We start from the raw sequence: 19,294 nt of genomic DNA, 5'->3' as shown, positions 1-19,294 counted from the left end.
CCACAATATATTGGGGTGTTCGAGCATTATTCGTGTTTCGCGTTAAGAGGAAAAATCATTTTCCCCCACGCGTTGCGTACAGATCACACTTCTTGACTTTCCCCCATTGCTTCCCCTTATCCAGCCTGAATGAGTGATCGCGACGACAATCCTGCCGCTTCGGGCGCGGACCGGCCATCCGAACAGGTGCCGGATACCAAGCCGGGGCTGGACATCATGACCTTTGGCTGCCGCCTTAATGGCTGGGAGAGCGAGGTCATGCGCGAACATGCGCAGGATGCAGGGCTGTCCAATGCGATCCTCGTGAATACCTGTGCGGTCACCAATGAAGCCGTGCGCCAGGCCCGCCAGCAGATCCGCCGCGCCCGCCGTGAGAATCCGGAAGCGAAAATCATCGTCACAGGCTGTGCGGCCCAGGTGGATCCGGACATGTTCGCTCAGATGCCGGAAGTCGACCGTGTGGTCGGCAATGACGAGAAGCTGAAGGCGGAAACCTTCAAGCCGGACCTCTTGCTGGGCGGCACCGAGAAGGTTCGCGTCAATGACATCATGAGTGTGCGCGAGACTGCCGGGCACCTGGTGGAGGGCATGGAGGGGCGTGCGCGCGCCTATGTCCAGGTCCAGAATGGCTGTGATCACCGCTGCACCTTCTGCATTATCCCCTTCGGTCGCGGCAATTCGCGATCCGTGCCGGCGGGCAAAGTGGTCGACCAGATCAAGACGCTTGTCGACAAGGGGCATAGCGAGGTCGTGCTGACGGGCGTGGATCTCACCTCCTGGGGCGGCGACCTGCCGGGAACGCCGCAGCTGGGGCGTCTGGTCCAGGCCATCCTGAAACAGGTTCCGGACCTGCCACGCCTGCGCCTCTCCTCTATCGATGCCATCGAGATCGACGAACCCCTGTTCGAGGCCATTACAGGCGAAGCGCGCGTTGCGCCCTATCTTCACCTGTCCCTCCAGGCCGGAGACGACATGATCCTCAAGCGCATGAAGCGTCGCCATCTGCGTGATGATGCCATCGCCCTGTGCACGCGCCTGAAAGAGGCGCGTCCGGATATCGCCTTCGGCGCGGATCTGATCGCCGGTTTCCCGACCGAGACCGAGGCGATGTTCGAGAACTCGCTCAAGCTCGTCGACGAGTGCCAGCTGGCCTATTTGCACGTCTTCCCGTTTTCACCGCGACCGGGTACGCCGGCCGCGCGCATGCCGCAGCTGGATCGCGCCGTGATCAAGGAACGCGCCGCCCGCCTGCGGGCCAAGGCTGAAGAAGCGCTCAACCACCATCTCGACAGCATGATCGGGCGGGTTGATGCGGCACTCGTCGAGAAGCCGGGATTTGCCCGCGCCGGAAACTTTGCCGCCATCCGCTACCCCTCCGACACGGCGCCGCGGCCCGGCGCGCTTGTGAATATCGAGGTTTCGGGTCATGACGGGCGTGAATTGCAGGGGAATCTCGTCGAATGAGTGAGAAAAAGCCGGGCTTCTTTTCCCGACTGGCTGCGGGTCTGAAACGCACCTCGTCCAAGCTGGGCGAGTCCGTCACTGCGATCTTCACCAAACGCAAGCTGGACCATGAGGCGATCGAGGAGCTGGAAGACACGCTCATCGCCGCGGATCTCGGCGCCGCTGCCGCGATGCGTGTGACCGAGCGCCTCGCCAAGGACCGGTTCGACAAGGAAGTAAGCGACGAGGAAGTGCGTGAAGTTCTCGCCTCGGTGGTCGCGGAAACGCTGGAACCCCTGGAAAAACCGCTCGACCTGACCGGCAGTGCGCCGCGTGTGGTGCTGTTTGTGGGCGTAAACGGCTCGGGCAAGACGACAACGCTCGGCAAGATCGCGGTCAAGCTCAAGCGCCAGGGGCGCAATCCGGTGCTGGCCGCCGGCGACACTTTCCGTGCGGCCGCGATCGAACAGGTCTCCGTCTGGGGCGAGCGGGCCAAGGCGCCGGTCGTCAAGCGCGACATCGGCGCCGATGCGGCCGGACTGGCGTTCGATGCGCTGGAAGAGGCCGAGCGTGGCGGTCATGACGTGGTGTTGATCGACACGGCCGGACGTCTGCAGAACAAGTCCGAACTGATGGAAGAGCTCCGCAAGATCGTCCGCGTCATTCGCAAGAAAATCCCCGACGCACCGCACGAGGTGTTGCTGGTGCTTGATGGCACGGTCGGCTCCAACGCCGTGTCACAGGCGGAAGCCTTCCTGGAAGCCTCCGACGTGACCGGCGTGATCATGACCAAGCTGGACGGCACCGCCAAGGGCGGAGCCCTGGTCCAGGTGGCCGAGAAATTCCAGCTGCCGATCCACTATATTGGGATCGGTGAAGGCGAAGAAGATCTCCAGCCCTTCAGCGCGCTGGGTTTTGCCCGCGCCATTGCAGGCCTGGAGGCGTAGGGCTTGCTCGAAGCCCTCCCGCTCGCCAGCCTGGCCATGCTGTGCTCGGCGAGCCTGCATGCCTTCATGGGGCTGCTGACCAAACAGGCCGGAGACCGTCTGGTCTTTCGCGCCACGATGATGTCGATCGGCGCGGTCTATGTCCTGCCGATCCTGCTGAGCAATCCCATCCCGGACTGGAGTGTCTGGCGTTTTTTGCTGCTGGGCGCGGTCCTGCACTGGGCTTTCCAGATGGCGATGATCCGTGCGTTCGAACACGGCGATATGGGGCTGGTCTATCCGATCATGCGCGGTGGCGCGCCGCTGCTGGCGGGGCTCGTGGCCTTTCTGGTGCTGGGCGAGGTTTTGTCGATCTGGGAGATTGCGGGGCTTGTAGTGGCTTCGTTGGCGGTGCTCGGTTTCGGCTGGCCGGAAAAGGGTGGTCGCCCCAAGGTGCAGGCCATCGGATTCGCCCTCCTCGCAGCCGGTATGACGGCGCTCTATTCTGTCAATGACGCATCAGGCGCACGCGCGGCCAGCAGCCCCTTTGTCTATCTGGCCTGGTTTGCGGTGGTGACGGCGGTGCCGATCCTGCTGACCGCGCTGATCCGTCGGGGGCGTGATTTGCCGGGACTGATGCGCCAGGAGCTCAAGTCCGGTGCCATCGCCTCGATCTTTGGCCTGGCAAGTTACGGGTTCGCGTTGTTTGCCTATGCCAACGCAGCAGTGGGACCGATGTCCGCGCTGCGTGAAACTTCGGTCGTCATCGGCGCAATCCTGGCCGCTGTCGTGCTCAAGGAAGGTTTCGGCAAACGTCGTATCGCGCTGTCGGTCGTGCTGGTCGGTGGACTAATCGCGATGAGGCTGGCGGCGGCGTAGTCTAGTTCAGCACGTCCAGTCCACGCTCAGGACGGAGAATATCTGATGAATTGAGCCGAACGTAGTGAATTAGGCGAGTATTTTCTGATTGAATATCTGATGTTCGGACGTTACGGGCCAGAGTATCCAACTGGTCCCACAGGGTTGAATCGAGGTCGTCGAGAAAATCCTCAATCGGAAGGTGTTTCACTAGATGAAACGTTGCCAAGACCATGTCTGCTTCTGCGTCGAACCCAATTTTACTAAGAGCAATTGCTGTTTCATTCAGGAAGCGAGTTCCATAGGTTTCGAGATAAGTAGGTAAGCCACTCCGTTCGACTGTGCCTATTAGACGCATGCAAAGTTCTATCTCGAATTCGGTTTTCGAAAGCTTGAGCGTTTGATGTGATGGGGCAAGACGGTGTGCCCAGAATGCTGCCAGGTCATGGAGCCCATCACCGCATTCTCGGGTGAGAAGCTCCTGAAAGAAAGTCTCCGAAATTCTAGGCTGCAACTCCGCCTCTCTGATCAATGCTAAGGACAACAAATAAACTGGTTATCCCAAGTTTGTCATCCCGGACGGATAGCCGGGCTTGACCCGGCTGGAGATCCGGGGCCCATCGCGCAATGGGTCCCCGCTCTACGCCCCGCTTTCGCGGGGCATTCGGCGGGGATGACAAGTGTTTCGGTGGTTTAAAGCCCTATCCGCCCCGATTGACCGGGACCAGCGCGCCGGAAATCGCACGGCTGTTGTTCGACAGAAGGAAACCGATCACCTCTGCTGCCGCTTCCGGCTTCACCCAGCTGGACATGTCTGCATCCGGCATGTCCGCGCGGTTGGTGGGGGTGTCGAGAATGGTCGGCAGGACCGCGTTGACGCGCACGCCGGCGCCAGCGCCTTCCTCCGCCAGGCTTTCGGTGAGTGCGTGCACACCGGCCTTCGAGGCCGTGTAGGCCGCCATGCCCAGACCCGGGGCTTTCACCGCAGAGGCGCCGATATTGACGATCGCCGCTTCGCCTTCAAACAGTGAAAACGCCGAGCGCGACGCAATCGCGGCGGTTTTTAGATTGATGCGGAACATCTTGTCGAAACCGTCAATCTCGCCGTCGGCGATCGTCTGCCAGATGAAACCGCCGGCGATATTGGCGATGCCGGTCAGGCCACCCATCTTTTCCTTCGCCGCGGCGAAGGCGGTCTGGACCGCCGCCTCATCAGTCAGGTCGACACCGCCGATGACGTGCTGTGCTGCGCTGGAACCGTTGTCGGCAGCCAGATCGATCGCGGTGACGGTTGCGCCGGTCTTGACCAGGTGAGCGACGACGGCCTGGCCCAGAATGCCCAGGGCGCCGGTGACGATGATCTTGTCTGACATGAGGATCTCCCGCTGTGTTGCGGGGCGGATAGCATGACCGTCACAAAGTGCAAGGGGCAAGCCGGGCCTGCCCCTTCACAGGATCAGCAGCGCATGCCGCGATAATCCTTCACATCCCAGGTCAGTCCCTGTTCATCCGTACCCGCCGTGTAGCCGCGGGGCAGTTCGTTCTGGTGGAAAGCGTTCTGCATCTGCAGAACCATCAGCTCACCGCTGCGCAGGAAGACGACGGCATATTGTCGATAGGCACTGAATTCATGAGTGCGCAGCGCGACGTTCAGCGCATCACCCATGATGGGTTCGATATCGGCCGGGTACGCTTCGCCCGTGCTGTCATCACGCAGGCACGCATTGAGGTCGACACCGCTGACATTGCGCGGGATTTCCCGGTTGCGCCATGATCCCGGTCGTTCCCAGGCGGCTTGCGCCATGGCGATGCGGTCGATCTGGCGTTCCGTGAAGATACGCTGTTCTTCTTCGGCGATCCGGCGTTCCTCTTCCTGGCGACGGCGTATTTCCTCGACCCGGCGGCGCTCTTCGTCAAACACGGCCGGACAGTCGGTTTCCCGCCGACCCAGCTCGGCATTGACCAGGCTGGTTTCCTCGACCTCGCGGCTGCCCGGATTGGCCTGGATACGGCAAAGTTGCAGGTCGGAGAAGCTGTAGACGTTCTCGGTGGTTACTGTGGTGGCGCAACCCGCCAGGGCGGTTGCGATTGCTGCTGCGGCGAGAGCAAGGCGTTTCATGAAAATCCCCCAATCAAAATCAGCGACAGAATACTGAGGGTTGTTTGCCAGACAACACCTGAACAGAGGATTGCAGGTTCGGGCTGGCTTTTTTTGCAGGCGCACCCAAAATGGCAAAAAACAAACAATGACGGCTGGTCCCATCATCATGCAAGACACAGAAGAAAGACGCCCGACGCAGGAAGAGGCGCCCGGCGCGCTGGTTGACCTGTTGACGGTCGAGGAAATCGATACCGACCTGTATCGCGGCAAGCGCAATCCGGGCGGTCAGGGCCGGGTGTTTGGCGGTCAGGTGATCGCCCAAGCATTGATGTCGGCGGTCGGGTCGGTGGATGAAGGGCGCGTCGCCCATTCGCTGCACGCCTATTTCATGCGGCCGGGCGACGAAAAACTGCCGATCATCTTCCGTGTTGAACGTGATTATGACGGGGGGAGTTTTTCCAACCGGCGCGTTATTGCCATTCAGCGTGGCAAGCCGATCCTCAATATGACAGCCTCCTTCCAGCGACAGGAAAAGGGTCTCGAGCATCAGGCCGAGATGCCGGATGTGCCGCAACCGGAGGAGCTGGAGACAGAAGCGGAAATCGCCGAGCGCTATCGCGATCGTTTCCCCAAGGCCTTCGTCGATTTCATGACCCGGCCCCGGGCCATAGAACTGCGCCCCGTTGAAAGCTGGCTGGACCCGGAAAACGAGGTTCGCAACGGTCTGCGCCAGACCTGGATCCGCACCTCAGGTCCGGTCGGTGATGATCCGATCATGCACCGTGCGATCCTGGCCTATGCCTCGGACATGACCCTGCTGGGCACCAGCATGAAGCCGCACGGTGTGAACTGGCTGATGCCGCAAATGCAGACGGCAAGCCTCGATCATGCGCTGTGGTTCCATGATGATGTGCGCGTGGACGACTGGCTGCTCTATGCCTGTGACAGCCCGTGGTCGGGCGGGTCGCGCGGGTTCAATCGCGGTCACCTGTTCACGCGCGATGGCAAGCTGATCGCCTCGGCGACCCAGGAAGGCCTGATCCGGTGGCGTGAAGACAGGAAGGGCTGAGTGTGACCCCGCAAATCCAGACAGAGGGCGAGTTCAAGGGCTGGCAATACTGGCCTGAAGAGCCGTTTGAGAGTCATGTCGGTCCGTTTTACCGCACGGTCGACGAAGAGGGCGTGATCGGTGCCTTTCGCGCTGAACGTAAACACATGAATGCAGGCGGTGTGGTGCATGGCGGCTGCCTGATGAGCTTTGCCGACTTCATGCTGTTCTCCATCGCCTGGGATGCCTTCGAGGACGGGAGCATGGGCGTCACAATGACCTTCAACTCCGAATTCCTAGATGGCGCACCGGAAGGCGCGCTGGTGACCAGCCGTGGCGAGGTCACCCGCATGGGCAAGTCCACCATATTCGTGCGCGGCATGATCTATTCCGAAGATCGTCCGGTGATGAGCTTTTCCGGTTCGATCCGCCGCTTCACACCCCGACCCTAGCGTTTGAGGTTTTTCGCGTCCTTGCCGTCCTGCATGTGGTGGGCGAGGAAGGCGAAGAGCATGTTCATCCTGTGTTTGGTCGGGCGTCCTTCGCCGAGGCGCAGGATATTGCGGTAGAAGAAGGCCATGTTGGCAAAGCCGTTCATGGCCCGCAGCGTGGGATTCGAGCTTTCGGGCCCGAAAATACCCGGGCCCAGCGCCAGCGAGTCTTCCCAGGATGTCAGCCGGTCGAGTGACCCTTCGATCAGACGCTCCGGCAGGTCCGTATCAACGCAGAGCGGTCGCGCCAGGCCGATGACCTGGATGTCGTCTTCATTGAGGGCCGCCAGCATGGCCTCGCGGGAACGGAAGCCACCAGTGACCATCAGCGGGACATTGCAATTCTCGCGGATCGCGGTCGCGTAGTTGAGGAAATAGGCTTCGCGGGCGCGCGTCGACGCCTTCACCGCCGTCTCGTCCTTGTAGACCGGTTCCAGGCCTTCAATGCCAAGCAGGGCGGGCTGTTCGTAATTGCCGCCGGAAATTTCGACCAGGTCTACGCCAGCCTGTTCCAGCATGCCGACAACGCTGATGCATTCATCCAGCGCAAAGCCGCCCTTCTGGAAGTCAGAGGAGTTGAGTTTGACCCCGATCGGATAGTCCGATCCGACCGCTGCGCGGACGGCGGCAATGATCTCCAGCAACAGGCGGGCCCGGTTTTCCAGCGAACCGCCCCATTCATCCTCGCGTTGATTGATCAGCGGGTTGAGGAATTCCGACAACAGATAGCCGTGCGCCGAGTGAACCTGGACCCCTGTAAACCCGGCGGTTTTGGCGACGCTGGCGGTGTGCGCGAAACGGGCGATGACATCCTTGATCTCATCCGTGCTCAAGGCGCGAGGCTTGGCGAACAAACCACCGGGCAAGGCGACTTCGCCAATAGCCGATGGTGCCACAGGCTCGGTAGCAATGGCCTTGGGAGACTGGCGGCCGGCATGGGAGATCTGCATCCAGATATGCCCGCCTCCGGAGCGTCCGGCCTCGGCCATCTTGCTGAGACCGTGCATCTGTTCGTCGGATTGCTCCCCATCGATGACGATATTGGCGGCGCGCTCGAGATAGCGCTTGTCGACCATGACATTGCCGGTGACAGAGAGGCCCAGCCCACCTTCCGCCCAGGCCTCGTACAGCCGGGCGTGTTTGTCGGTGGCGCGATTGTGATCATCGGCCAGGCCTTCCGTCATCGCGGATTTGCACAGACGGTTCGGCAGGGTGGCGCCGCAGGGCAGGGTGAGCGGATCGCCCAGATTGATCTTAGTCATGAAGCCCTCAAAACATTCCTTCTGCGGGAATTTGGATCAATTGCGCATCGCTTGGCAAACACTGTTTACCCGGCCTACGGTGTTCCGATCAAAACCGGGGGAGAGCTTGATGAAGATCGAACACGCGCTGGAGCCGACAGAGGCGCAGCTCAACGCGATCCTGGCGACGGGCAAGAGCGGCGAAGTCCACATGCTCAACCTGCTGAAATTCCGCGAATTCGCTGCCTATGAGGACGGGCGGGACGCGGACATGCCCGGGCGCGATGCCTATCTGCATCGGTATGGCGCTCCGATGGTTGAAATGGTGATGAAGGCCGGTGGTAGTCTGAAGTTTTCCTCTGTGCCCTCCGCATTGCTGGTCGGTGAGGTGGAAATGCCCTGGGATATGGTCGCGATTATAACCTATCCATCCATCAAAACCCTGATCGACATCTCGATGACACCTCAATTCCAGGAGATTGCCGTTCACCGCAAGGCGGGTCTGGAAGGCCAGCTCCTCATCCCGTGTTTTGGTGAGGACACGGCAATCGCATGAGTCTGAAAACCCTCGCGCCGCAGGTCCTGACCAGTTCGACCCTGCGCAATACCGTGCGCCTGTGGCACCTGCTGGGGCGCAGGCTTGGCGGCAAGGCGGCGACGTTGCACGCGTTTCTGGAGCCGGGTGAGCCCTATTCGGAATTGCTGATGCAGGCGCTTCCCAGGCTTCAGGAGACCTATGGGCTGGATGTCGTAAGACACTGCGTTGGTGCACCGGAGAGGTCTGCTGCGCCGGAACCTGAGATGCTGGCGAACTGGTCCAGTCTGGATGCAGAGGCGCTGGCCCACGCGCACGGCCTGGCCGGTGTGAAAGGTGTTGTCAGCGATATCGGGGGTGAGGCGCAGGCTGGAGCGGACCTGCGCCGCAAGCTGGGTCATTACGCGTCCGGAATGATCTGGTTTGAGGGCGAGTGGTATTGGGGTGTCGACCGTCTGGTACATCTGGAGCGTCGGCTGGGCGCCGTGCCCAGGCAGGCGCTGTTCGAGCCGCCTGCGGAGACAGGTGCGAGGACCGGTGGCAGCTTCGAGACGTTCTTCTCGCTGCGCAGTCCCTACAGCTATATCGCCCTGATGCGCGTGTTCGATCTTGCCCGTCGCTGGGGCGCTGAAATCAAGCTGCGTCCGGTCTTGCCGATGGTCATGCGCGCCTTGCCCGTGCCCCGGGAGAAACGTTTCTACATTGTGCGCGACTGCGCGAGGGAGGCCGACCGGTTCGGGCTCGAATTCGGCAACATCTGTGATCCGCTGGGCAAAGGGGTCGAGAACGGACTCGCTATCCTGGTCGACGAGATCAATGCCGGTCGCGGTGAGGTCTTTGTCCAGAGCTTCATGCGCGGTGTGTGGAGCGAGGGTCTGGATGCGTCCAGACCGGCCGGGCTCTACAAGATCTGCAAGCGCGCGGGCATCGACTGGAAACACGCTGAAGCGCTCATCGCGACGCAGGATTGGCGCGAAGTGGTTGAGACCAATCGCCAGGACATGTTCGCCGGCGGTCATTGGGGCGTGCCGTCCTTCCGAGTCGGCACACGCATGTGTTTCGGTCAGGACCGGCTGTGGCAGGTCGGTGAGTGGCTCGCTGAAGAGGCGGGACAGGAACCGGCATGACCGGTTCCTTTTGAAGCGTTAGCTGCGCGGTTTGCGCGGGGCCTTGCGGAGGCTGGCACCCTTTGGGCCACCCTTTGAGCCCGGCTTGCCGGAGCCTGTCGTGGCGCGTCGACGCGGACGATCCTCGGGTCCCGGGGCGCCATCGCGGAAATCACGCTTTTTCTTGAATCCGCCGGTCGGACCTTTTGATCCGCCCTTGGCCCCGAAGGGTTTCTTGCCCTTGGGCGTGCGCGGATCCTTCATCTTGCGACGCGGCTCATCGGAACGGTCATCCGACTTGAATTCACGATCATCGCGGCGTTTGAAGTCGCGTTTCTTGCCGTCGGTTGGACGGTTGTCACGGCGTGGCTTGCGGTTGTCGCGGTCGTTCCAGGCCGGACGATTATCCTGGTCACCCAGTAACTCATCCAGCGAAACATTTTCGTCGGCGGGACGGCGTTCGCCACGATCTTTATCACGCGGGCGGTCATCCCGGGGAGGGCGTGGCTTGCGGGGTTTGTCGAAGGAGCGCTCCTCGTCGCGCGGGCGGCGAGGACGATCATTCCAGTCCTTGCGGTCGCGATTGTCCGGCCGGCGATCATCGCGTTCACTCCGGTTGCGGTCATCGCGGTTCCGATCATCACGATCCCGGCTCCCGCGATCGCCACGGTCCCTGTTCTCGCGATGCGGACGGTCGCCACGCTCGCGGCGTTCGCCGTCACCGTCGCGGTCCCGTCGCGGACGCTCCTGGAAGGCGCGCTTTTCGCGGGCCGGGGGTTCCTCGTCGGTCTCGACGATACGGACATTCTTTTCACCGCCGCCGGAGGCTTCGAGGCCAGACTTGAACTGTTCCAGACCCTTGGCAGAAATCTGGACCCAGCTGTCTTCCTCGCGAATGCGGATGGAGCCGATATCGCGCTTGGTGACATCACCGGCACGGCAGACCAGCGGCAACAGCCAGCGCGGTTCCGCGCCGTGTTTGCGGCCGGTGTTCAGCTTGAACCAGCCACCATGTTCAAAATTATCGCGTTCCGACTTGGTCTTGGGCTGCGGTGCGGCCATCAGTTCCTCGGGAGCCGGCATGCCCTTCATCTGGGCGCGGATGAAGGCGGCAGCGACCTGCTCGGCACCAAAACTCTCCAGCAGCGCTTTCGCGTCCTCGAGCAGTTCCGGTTCAACCTCGTCGGTCAGGGCGGTGTCTGCCAGGATACGTGCACGATCCTTTTCCAGGATGGCTTCAGCACTCGGCGGGGCGATCCAGTCGGCCTCGATACCGCCATTGCGCAGCAAGGCACGGGCACGACCGGTGCGGCTGTAGGGCACGATCAGGGCGCAGATGCCTTTGTTGCCTGCACGGCCGGTACGACCGGACCGGTGTTTGAGGGTTTCGGCATTGGTCGGCAGATCGGCATGGATCACCAGTTCCAGACCCGGAAGGTCGATGCCGCGTGCGGCGACATCGGTGGCGATACAGACACGCGCACGGCCATCGCGCATGGCCTGCAGGGCGTGGCTGCGTTCCTTCTGGCTCAGCTCACCGGACAGGGCGACGGCAGCGAAGCCGCGATTGCCCAGCTTGGAGGCGAGACGGCTGACACCTTCACGCGTGGCGCAGAAGACGATGGCGCGCTGGGCGTCGTTGAAACGCAGAATGTTGACGATGGCGTTCTCGCGGTCGGGCGCCTGGACCGTCATCACCTGGTAGGAGATGTCGCCGTGTTGTTCCTTTTCGCCAGCGGTTTCCAGACGCATGGCGTCGTTCTGGTACTTCTTGGCAAGACGGGCGATGCCATGCGGGACCGTGGCTGAAAAGAGGAGAGTGCGGCGGCCGTCGGGAGACTGGTTGAGGATGAATTCCAGGTCTTCCTCGAAACCGAAATCGAGCATCTCGTCGGCTTCGTCGAGGACCACAGCACGGGCATCAGACAGGTCCAGAGCGCCCCGTTCAATGTGGTCGCGCAGGCGACCCGGCGTGCCCACCACGATATGGCAGCCGCGCTCCAGCGCCTTGCGTTCCGAGCGCGGATCCATGCCACCGACGCAGGAGGCGATGCGCGCCTTGGCTTCACCGTACAGCCATTGCAGTTCGCGCTGGACCTGCAGGGCCAGCTCACGCGTTGGGGCGATTACCAAGGCCAGAGGTGAGCCTGCGAAATCGAACTGGTCCTTGTCGCCGAGCAGTTCCGGCGCCATGGCCAGGCCAAAGGCGACGGTCTTGCCCGAACCCGTCTGGGCAGAGACCAGCATGTCCCGTCCGGCCGCCTCGTCGGTCAGCACAGCGCTCTGGACTTCGGTGAGCTCTGCATAGCCCTTGATATCGAGCGCGCGCGCCAGTGACGGCACGATATTCGCGTTGTTGGTCATTGTCTGGTCAATCCGATCCGGCGCATCTCGCGCCCTTGGCTGCATCTTGCCCGTCGCAGCTTTCATGGTCTGCCCTGCAGGCAGCGCGCGGGCATTAGCACAGATTGGCCGGAATGGAAAACGCAGCTGCAGATCAGATCGCGCGGCTGTGCTGTTCCTCCCGCACGATGAAGTTGGGATCGATCCGCGCAGCCAGGTTGCGCACGTAGGGACGACCCTGTTGCGGCACCAGAAGGCGCTGATCCTCGACGATGACCAGACCATCGGCTTGCATGTCGGCGATCGCATCGAGATCGATGCTGGGGTCGAGCGGAAGTTCGAAATCGCACATCAATCGTTCGATACGGGCGGCGATCCGGCGATCATCGGCGTCACGTTGCAGGCCGCGCACAAAGCTGGAGTGTCCCTGTTCTCGGGTCTCCGCATAGCGGGCGGGGTCCGGCTGGTTCTGCAGGTAACCGCCGGGCGCTTCGCTGATCGAAGAGGCGCCCAGACCCATCAGTACGTCATAATCGTCGTCGGTATACCCCTGAAAATTCCGGCACAGACGGCCTTCGCGCGTGCGGACAGCCATGCTGTCCGACGGCTTGGCGAAATGGTCGAAGCCGACGGGTTGATAGCCATGGCTTTCCAGCACCGACGAGGCTGCGAGCATCTGTTCGAAGCGCTCCCGTGCACCGGGCAAGCGATCTTCCGGAATGGCTTTCTGGTGTTTCTTGAACCAGGGCACGTGCGCATATCCGAACACGGCAATGCGGTCGGGCGACAGCTCTGCGACCGCATGCGCGGTCATCTCGACACGGTCGACCGTCTGGGCAGGCAGGCCATACATGATGTCAGTATTGATCGCGGCGATGCCAGCCTCGCGCAAATTCTGAACGGCCTGGCGGACAACACTCAGCGGCTGGATGCGGTGGATGAGTTTCTGAACCTCGTCGGATAGGTCCTGGACTCCCAGGCTGGCGCGATTGAAGCCCAGCTCGCCCAATCGCGTTGCCAGTGCCCGGGTTACCCCGCGCGGGTCAAGCTCGGCGGCAATCTCGGCGTCGGTTGCCAGGGGGAAGGCATCGCGGATTTCCTGCATGAGGTCGCTGAACTGGTCCGGGCTCAGCATGTCCGGTGAACCGCCTCCGAAATGGATATGGTGGATCTGTGCATCTGCCGGCAGCGACGCGGCCCGATGGCGTATCTCGTCTTTCAGTGCGTCCAGATAACGTTCGATTCGCTCCGACTTGTTGGGAATGGTGGTGTTGCAGCCGCAATACTAGCACATCGTCTTGCAAAAGGGGATGTGGAGGTAGAGCGAGATTTTCGGAGCTGCGGGAAGCGCCTGCATCCAGCTGGCCCACAGCGGCTCACCATCCACTTCGCCAAAGCCTTTGGCAGGCGGGTAGGAGGTATAGCGAGGCACGCTTTCGAGTGCGTAATTTGGCAGAAAACGAGGGGTCATGTCGGCGCATTCCTGAGCAGTTCAGGTGCACGCTACTCGTTTTTCGACCCCAATATAAATGTGCCCTTTGCGCGCAGCTTCAATTTGCCGCGCCTGACCGGATCAGGCTGCGCGGCGGTGGTTTTCCAGATGCTGACGCAGGGCGCTGATTGTCATTGGGCGACCGAAGTTCCAGCCTTGCATGAAGCGGAAGCCGAGAAGCTTGAGCATGGCGGCCTGGCTTTCGGTTTCAACTCCCTCGGCGACGAGGTCCTTTTTCAACGCATCGCCAAGCAGGGACATGGCCTGGAGCATTTTGTTGGAGCCATCGCCCTTGCCGATCGAGCGGACGAAACTCTTGTCGATCTTGATCTTGTCGAACGGGATCTGGTGCAGATATCCCATGCCGGCGAAACCGGTTCCGAAATCGTCCAGATTCAATTTGAAGCCGGCTTCGGAGAAGGAGACCAGCCGCTCGCGCGCGCGCTCGAAATCCTCGACCAGAACGGCCTCTGTCAGTTCGATCTCGATCTGGTTCGGCTTGAGGCCTGCATCCATCAGCTTGTCGACATAGTGATGGCAGATATTGGCGGCATTGAGCTGCGCGGGAGACAGGTTGATCGAGATGGTGTGCGACGTGGTTTCGTCGAAATCCTCACACACCGTGCTGATGACAAAATCGCCCAGCTTCTGGATCAATTTGGAGCGTTCGGCGACCGGGATGAAGACATCCGGCGGTACAGCACCGCGCTCTTCATTTTCCCAGCGCAGCAGCGCTTCGACGGATACGACCTCGTCCGTGTTGGCGTCCATGATCGGCTGGTAGGCGACATAGAACTCCTTGTTGGCGAGGCCTTCCTCGATCGCGGCTTCCATATTGCGGCGATGATTATGTTCGAGGCCCAGGCTGTTGTCATAGGTCAGCGGCTGGTCAAGCTGTTCGGCCTTGGCGCGATACATGGCCAGGTCTGCTTCCTCGATCAGGGTGTCAAAACTCTTCGGCGTTTGTTCGGTCGACCAGCTAATGCCGATGGCCCCGCCGATATCGTAGAGACGGCCATCGTGTTCGACAGGGTGATCAAGACTGCCAGAAAGGCGACGGGCGATATTGAGAGCAGCGCTTGTCGCCTCTTCACCAATCATTACGCAGGCAAACTCGTCCCCGCCGATCCGCGCCAGCAAAACATCGGCTGGAATGACCGAGCGGAAGCGTTGGGCAACGGCCCTGATGACTGCATCACCGGCATGGTGACCGGCCTTGTCATTGACCGCCTTGAAGCCGTTGAGATCGATATAGATGATCGCGGCCTGGCCCCTTGCTGCAGCATCCTCTGCGGTGGGACTTTCGATGAAATCGGTAAAGCCCTGGCGATTGGCGAGGCCGGAAAGGCTGTCCCGGCGCGCCGCAAGGCGCGCCCGGCGTTCATTATTGGTGACGCGACGGCCGAGCTTGCGAACGTGCAGGCGCAGGAATTGGAACGCGACCAGAAACAGCGCGACATAGGCGATCAGCGGCAGGAGGGCAAAACGCAAGGACTCGATGCCCGGCAGGGACGGGCTCCACACCAGGTGGCCGACTGTGTGTCCCCGGGCGTCCGCCAGCGGAACCGAACCCGTGACCGAGGGGTGGCTCGACGGTGTCAAAGCGATGTTCTCTAGCAGGTAGTTCGCGCCAAGCTCATCGAAGAAATACTTGTCCATTCGCGTGCCGATGATGATCAGCGGTACGGTGGCGATGTCCAGAATGGAGCGATCTTCGTGTTCACCGATTGCGGTCGCAGACATCAGATAGATATGGCCATTCAGCTCGGCCATGTGAGTGGCGCGCCAGAGTTCATTGGCCTGCGCCTCGAGCAGGTCTGCGCGGACCTGGGAAAGAGTTTCCTCACTCAGCAGTGAGCTGCGAACCTTTGAACCCGTCTCGCGATGCCAGGAGTATGTTTGCCCTTCGCTCTCCTGAGTCAGGACAACGAAGTCGAAGGAGCCGTGATCCTCGAACGGGCTGGCCATGCTCTCCGCGAGAATCCCTGTATCTCCGGCTTGGAAGATATAGAGAAGGTCGGCCCACCACCCGTAGTCGGTGGCCCAGTTTTCATTCTGGATGGAAGCCGCTCGAACGCCTGCCGAAAGTAGTCTCTGATCCGTTTCCAGCGCATTGCGATTCAATGCACCGACAAAGAAATAGATCGTGAGGATTGAGGCGATCAAAGAAATCAGAGCAGCGGAGCTGATATAGAGCCCCAGACGCTTTTCCAACGGATTTCGCATAGTCTTCCCGGTACTTCTCGAAAGCACAGGCTGTCACAAACTCGTAAAGACTCCGTCAGCGCGATGGTTAAGCGGTGCAGTGATCTCTTTTGCTGCGGTAATATTACATGCGCGTACTAACTATTTGTTTTCAAAAGTGAATTGTCCAACGTCGATGCGGTCGGTTTCGAAGCCTGCTTCGCAATAGGCTAGGTAGAAACGCCAGATGCGATCAAAACGTGTGTCGAAGCCCATCGGCTCGATGCATGCCCACTCGTTTTGGTAAACTTCACACCAGCGTCGAAGCGTCTCGGCGTAGTCCTTGCCAAAAAGATGGGTGTTGATCGATGCTAATCCGTGCTGACGGCCCAGTTCAACGACATGCTGATTGGTGGGCAGCATCCCGCCCGGGAATACGTATTTCTGGATAAAATCGACAGATTTCAGATAGCTGTCGAAGTCGCGCTCGCGGATTGTGATGACCTGCAGAGCTGCGCGACCACCCGGTTTCAGGACGGATTTCAGCTTGGCAAAATAGGTCTGCCAGTGTTCGGCGCCAACGGCTTCGAACATTTCGATGGACGCGATGGCGTCGTATTGCTCGGGGATATCGCGATAATCCTGCAGGCGGAGTTCGACCTGGTCCTCCAGGCCCAGGCGCTGCATCCGTGCCCGGGCAAAGTCGAGCTGTTCCTGTGACAGGGTCACGCCGGTGACCCTGCAGCCGAAATCCCTGGCAGCGATCTCGGCAAAACCGCCCCAGCCGCAGCCGATTTCCAGCACGTGCTGGCCCGGTTTCAGCTGAAGCTGTTCACAGATGCGGCGGTATTTGCGCTCCTGCGCGGTCTCCAGGCTCTCTTCGTGGCTGTCGAACAGGGCCGAGGAATAGGTCATGCTCTTGTCGAGCCATTTTTCGTAGAAGGCGTTGCCCAGGTCATAGTGGAAAGAGATGTTGCGCCGGCTTCCAGAGCGGGAATTGGCGTTCCGCAAGTGTTTGAGGCGCGCCAGCAGTCGGCTGGGACCGGTTTTGGCACTGGCGACGTTCATCTCGTCCAGCCCCGTGGCCAGGCTTGTCAGGAGCGCGGCCAGATCATCTGATTCCCACTCACCATTTACATAGCCTTCTGCAAATCCCAGTGGGCCGCTAAAGAGCGTCCGTGCCAGCACATTCCAGCTGTTCAGACGCCACTCGACCAGCGGTGTTGCGGAATGACGCGCAGCCATGAAGCGATATCCGGACGGCAGTTCAACGAGCAGGTTGAGTGCACCGGCGCGTGACAGCGTCTTGCTGATCCAGCCCGCAGCCTGCCGGTCCAGCCAGCTGGCGGTGTGTTCGGGAGAAAGCTCGGTGATACGTGAAGGGGACAAATCCATCAGACGCTCCTGGGGCGGGTGTCGACCGTGCCCCGGCGCGGGGCGAAGACGGGCAGGCCCTTGATTGCGAGGCGTGCGGCCTCGATCAGGATGCCGCCCACGATCTTGATCGTGTTGAACGGGTGGGAGATGAGGGCCTGCCTTAGAGCAGACTGGCTAAACGGGGTCAGGCGGGCGGTTTGCACGGCGGACAGGATTTTTTCGCCTTCGCGCTCGAGCTGAATGCAAAGGCGCAGGCTGGTCGCATCGCGGCGAAGCCGGAAGTGGTACTCGCCCCTGTTCGCAGGGTTGAAAGGGCTGACGAAGAAATCCTTGGCGCACTTGAACCGATAGTCGGGCCCGGCGTTCGGATCTACGGCGAAGGAATAGGCCTGGCGGCCGCTGTGGAAGTTGGAAACCTCGAAAATGACGCCGACAAAGCGCTCGCGGGTGTCAAAGGCGAAGAAAACCGATAGTGGGTTGAATTTGAGGCCGAAAATGCGCGGTACGGTGAGAAGTTCAATCCGGCCGATTGGTTGCACCATGCCGGCAGCTGACAGCTGTTGTTCCACCCAATCGCGCAGCTTAACGCGACCGCTCCCATAGTCGTGTGACCACAGGCTGATCAGAGCCGGTCGGTCTACTGCCCACAACCAGCCGCGGCGTCCGCGCGCGGTCTCGGCATCGATGTCGACAAGGACACTGAGTATGGAATACCGCAGCGAATGTGCTTTCGGTCCGTGCCGGGTGTGGCCGACGACGCAGTCACACAGGGATGCGGGCAGGGGTATCATTCGGCGGCCATGACGTGTTGAGCGCGTGCCCGGTGATGCAGATGGTCGGCCCAGTGAATCCGGTTGGTCGCGCCCTCAAGGCCCCAGGGGCGCACAGGCGCGCCTATTGCTTCGGCGACCGCGAGGCCGGCCTGCAGCCCGTCTTCATGGAAACCGGATCCCATCCAGGCGCCTGCATACCAGACACCGCCCTCGCCCTGGATATCTGGCAGGTCCTGCTGAGCCGTGATGGCGGCACTGTCGAAGAGCGGGTGGTCGTATTCATCAATCGCCAGGACCTTGTCCGAGCGGATGTCCTGCTGGGGGTTCAGAGTCACCAGTACGGGTGTGTCGGTTTTCAGCGGCTGCAGCGCATTCATCCAGTAGGTTAGGCTGATCTCGGTACGTGCAGACGGACCATGACTGGTCTCGAGATAGTTCCAGCTCGCCCAGGCTGCGCGTTTTCTCGGCATCAGACGCGTGTCGGTGTGCAGGATCGCTGTGTTGGGCCGGTAACGGATGCGGTCCAGGATATCAACGTCGCGACGTGATGGGTTTTGCAGCAGGCTCAGTGCCTGATCACTGTGAGTGGCTAGAACGACCTCATCAAACAGCTTGCTGTTTCCGCACGCGTCGTGAACGAGAACGCCGTTAGGCGTGCGCTCCACCGAACGGATTCCATTGCCGAGATGTGTCCGGCCCGCGAAATCCGCATGCAGCGCTCTGACATAATTCTGGCTGCCGTCCTGGATTGTTCGCCACGCGGGCCGATCGGTCAGCTGCAAAAGACCGTGATTGATGAAGAAGCGGAAAAATGTCCTGGCCGGATAATGCTTCATCTGTTCTGAAGGCGAGGACCAGATTGCTGCACACATCGGCAGGATGTGATCATTACGGAACGTATCCGAATAGCCTTCCTCGCGCAGGAATTCATCAATGGTGCGTGCGTCCGAAGTGAGATCGAAATGTTTCGATTGGCGGTATAGCCGCACCAGGTCGAACAGCATGCGCCACATGCGCGGTCGCAGGAAATTACGCTTCTGAGCGAACAAGCCTCCGGGGTTGGAGGAGTATTCGAAACGTCCATTGCCGAGTGACGCGGCGAAGGACATGTCGCTTTCCGCCGTCTGTACGTTCAGCTGCTTCAGAAGGGCGGTAAAATTGGGATAGTTGCGCGGGTTGTAGACGATGAAACCGGTGTCGACCTCAACACTCTGCCCGGCAATATCAACGGTGCGCGTATGGGCGTGCCCTCCCAAGCGGTCGGCACCTTCAAACAGGTCAACCTCATGGTTTCTGGAGAGCTGCCAAGCCGCGGAGAGGCCGGATATTCCAGAGCCGATTACCGCGATTTTGCGACCTGTCTTGGTGTCCATGTC

Annotated in this window: 17 protein-coding genes and 1 pseudogene; 7 read left to right on the top strand and 11 right to left on the bottom strand. The window is 60.8% G+C overall.

The genetic code is table 11. The features are described from left to right. The first annotated feature begins 129 nt into the window (after positions 1-129). From mtaB to JJ889_RS00240, 3 genes are read left to right on the top strand one after another with little or no spacing between them, the layout of a single operon-like run. Positions 130-1,464: a tRNA (N(6)-L-threonylcarbamoyladenosine(37)-C(2))-methylthiotransferase MtaB gene (gene mtaB, locus JJ889_RS00250; RefSeq protein WP_291890746.1), complete on the top strand. Its 1,335-nt coding sequence runs from the start codon at positions 130-132 to the stop codon at positions 1,462-1,464. Further along, positions 1,461-2,390 carry a signal recognition particle-docking protein FtsY gene (ftsY, locus tag JJ889_RS00245; RefSeq protein ID WP_291890745.1) on the top strand — a complete coding sequence of 310 codons (930 nt, stop codon included), beginning with the start codon at positions 1,461-1,463 and terminating at the stop codon, positions 2,388-2,390. Before mtaB ends, ftsY begins: the two co-directional genes overlap by 4 nt. 3 nt (positions 2,391-2,393) lie before the next feature. Continuing rightward, on the top strand, positions 2,394-3,248 hold the full coding sequence (locus JJ889_RS00240; protein ID WP_291890744.1) for a DMT family transporter: 855 nt from the start codon (positions 2,394-2,396) through the stop codon (positions 3,246-3,248). Position 3,249: 1 nt separating this feature from the next. On the opposite strand, the gene JJ889_RS00235 is transcribed toward JJ889_RS00240, so the two are convergent. The 3 genes from JJ889_RS00235 to JJ889_RS00225 all read right to left on the bottom strand — a co-directional run bounded on the left by JJ889_RS00235 (position 3,250) and on the right by JJ889_RS00225 (position 5,346). Continuing rightward, positions 3,250-3,741 (bottom strand): hypothetical protein, encoded by a 492-nt coding sequence (locus JJ889_RS00235; protein ID WP_291890743.1) that lies wholly within the window; start codon positions 3,739-3,741, stop codon positions 3,250-3,252. A 187-nt stretch (positions 3,742-3,928) separates the two neighbouring features. Continuing rightward, positions 3,929-4,600, bottom strand: a complete 672-nt coding sequence (locus JJ889_RS00230) for an SDR family NAD(P)-dependent oxidoreductase (RefSeq protein WP_291890742.1) — start codon at positions 4,598-4,600, stop codon at positions 3,929-3,931. Between the two features lie 83 nt (positions 4,601-4,683). After that, complete coding sequence (locus tag JJ889_RS00225; RefSeq protein ID WP_291890741.1) at positions 4,684-5,346, bottom strand: hypothetical protein; 663 nt, start codon at positions 5,344-5,346, stop codon at positions 4,684-4,686. 148 nt (positions 5,347-5,494) lie between these two features. Here JJ889_RS00225 and JJ889_RS00220 point away from each other — a divergent pair, with 148 nt between their 5' ends. Then, positions 5,495-6,397, top strand: a complete 903-nt coding sequence (locus tag JJ889_RS00220; RefSeq protein ID WP_291890740.1) for an acyl-CoA thioesterase II — start codon at positions 5,495-5,497, stop codon at positions 6,395-6,397. A 2-nt stretch (positions 6,398-6,399) separates the two neighbouring features. After that, on the top strand, positions 6,400-6,828 hold the full coding sequence (locus JJ889_RS00215; RefSeq protein ID WP_291890739.1) for a PaaI family thioesterase: 429 nt from the start codon (positions 6,400-6,402) through the stop codon (positions 6,826-6,828). On the opposite strand, the gene JJ889_RS00210 is transcribed toward JJ889_RS00215, so the two are convergent. Next, positions 6,825-8,129 carry an NADH:flavin oxidoreductase/NADH oxidase family protein gene (locus JJ889_RS00210; protein WP_291890738.1) on the bottom strand — a complete coding sequence of 435 codons (1,305 nt, stop codon included), beginning with the start codon at positions 8,127-8,129 and terminating at the stop codon, positions 6,825-6,827. The genes JJ889_RS00215 and JJ889_RS00210 overlap by 4 nt on opposite strands. A gap of 109 nt (positions 8,130-8,238) precedes the next feature. Here JJ889_RS00210 and JJ889_RS00205 point away from each other — a divergent pair, with 109 nt between their 5' ends. Together JJ889_RS00205 and JJ889_RS00200 are read left to right on the top strand one after the other, a co-directional pair. Next, entirely contained in the window at positions 8,239-8,664 is a 426-nt protein-coding gene (locus JJ889_RS00205) for a hypothetical protein (protein WP_291890737.1), read from the top strand. After that, complete coding sequence (locus JJ889_RS00200; protein WP_291890736.1) at positions 8,661-9,770, top strand: DsbA family protein; 1,110 nt, start codon at positions 8,661-8,663, stop codon at positions 9,768-9,770. The genes JJ889_RS00205 and JJ889_RS00200 overlap by 4 nt, the downstream gene beginning before the upstream one ends. Positions 9,771-9,788: 18 nt before the next feature. On the opposite strand, the gene JJ889_RS00195 is transcribed toward JJ889_RS00200, so the two are convergent. The 7 genes and pseudogenes from JJ889_RS00195 to JJ889_RS00165 all read right to left on the bottom strand — a co-directional run bounded on the left by JJ889_RS00195 (position 9,789) and on the right by JJ889_RS00165 (position 19,291). Then, on the bottom strand, positions 9,789-12,179 hold the full coding sequence (locus JJ889_RS00195) for a DEAD/DEAH box helicase (RefSeq protein WP_291890735.1): 2,391 nt from the start codon (positions 12,177-12,179) through the stop codon (positions 9,789-9,791). Between the two features lie 67 nt (positions 12,180-12,246). Then, positions 12,247-13,365: pseudogene (gene hemN / locus JJ889_RS00190) on the bottom strand (oxygen-independent coproporphyrinogen III oxidase); the annotation flags it as partial. A 12-nt stretch (positions 13,366-13,377) separates the two neighbouring features. Beyond that, complete coding sequence (locus JJ889_RS00185) at positions 13,378-13,563, bottom strand: hypothetical protein (protein WP_291890734.1); 186 nt, start codon at positions 13,561-13,563, stop codon at positions 13,378-13,380. A 102-nt stretch (positions 13,564-13,665) separates the two neighbouring features. Then, entirely contained in the window at positions 13,666-15,810 is a 2,145-nt protein-coding gene (locus JJ889_RS00180) for an EAL domain-containing protein (protein WP_291890733.1), read from the bottom strand. Positions 15,811-15,930: 120 nt separating this feature from the next. Beyond that, entirely contained in the window at positions 15,931-17,163 is a 1,233-nt protein-coding gene (locus tag JJ889_RS00175) for a cyclopropane-fatty-acyl-phospholipid synthase family protein (RefSeq protein WP_291890732.1), read from the bottom strand. Next, positions 17,163-17,936 carry a DUF1365 domain-containing protein gene (locus JJ889_RS00170; RefSeq protein ID WP_291890731.1) on the bottom strand — a complete coding sequence of 258 codons (774 nt, stop codon included), beginning with the start codon at positions 17,934-17,936 and terminating at the stop codon, positions 17,163-17,165. Before JJ889_RS00170 ends, JJ889_RS00175 begins: the two co-directional genes overlap by 1 nt. Next, a complete protein-coding gene (locus JJ889_RS00165) occupies positions 17,933-19,291 on the bottom strand; it encodes an FAD-dependent oxidoreductase (RefSeq protein WP_291890730.1) in 1,359 nt (452 codons plus the stop codon). The genes JJ889_RS00170 and JJ889_RS00165 overlap by 4 nt, the downstream gene beginning before the upstream one ends. Positions 19,292-19,294: the final 3 nt, after the last annotated feature.

The organism is Maricaulis sp. (assembly GCF_017643475.1).
GTDB lineage: Bacteria > Pseudomonadota > Alphaproteobacteria > Caulobacterales > Maricaulaceae > Maricaulis.
The sequence above is the reverse complement of the archived record's forward strand: the minus strand, read 5'-3'. Positions and strand labels throughout refer to the sequence as shown.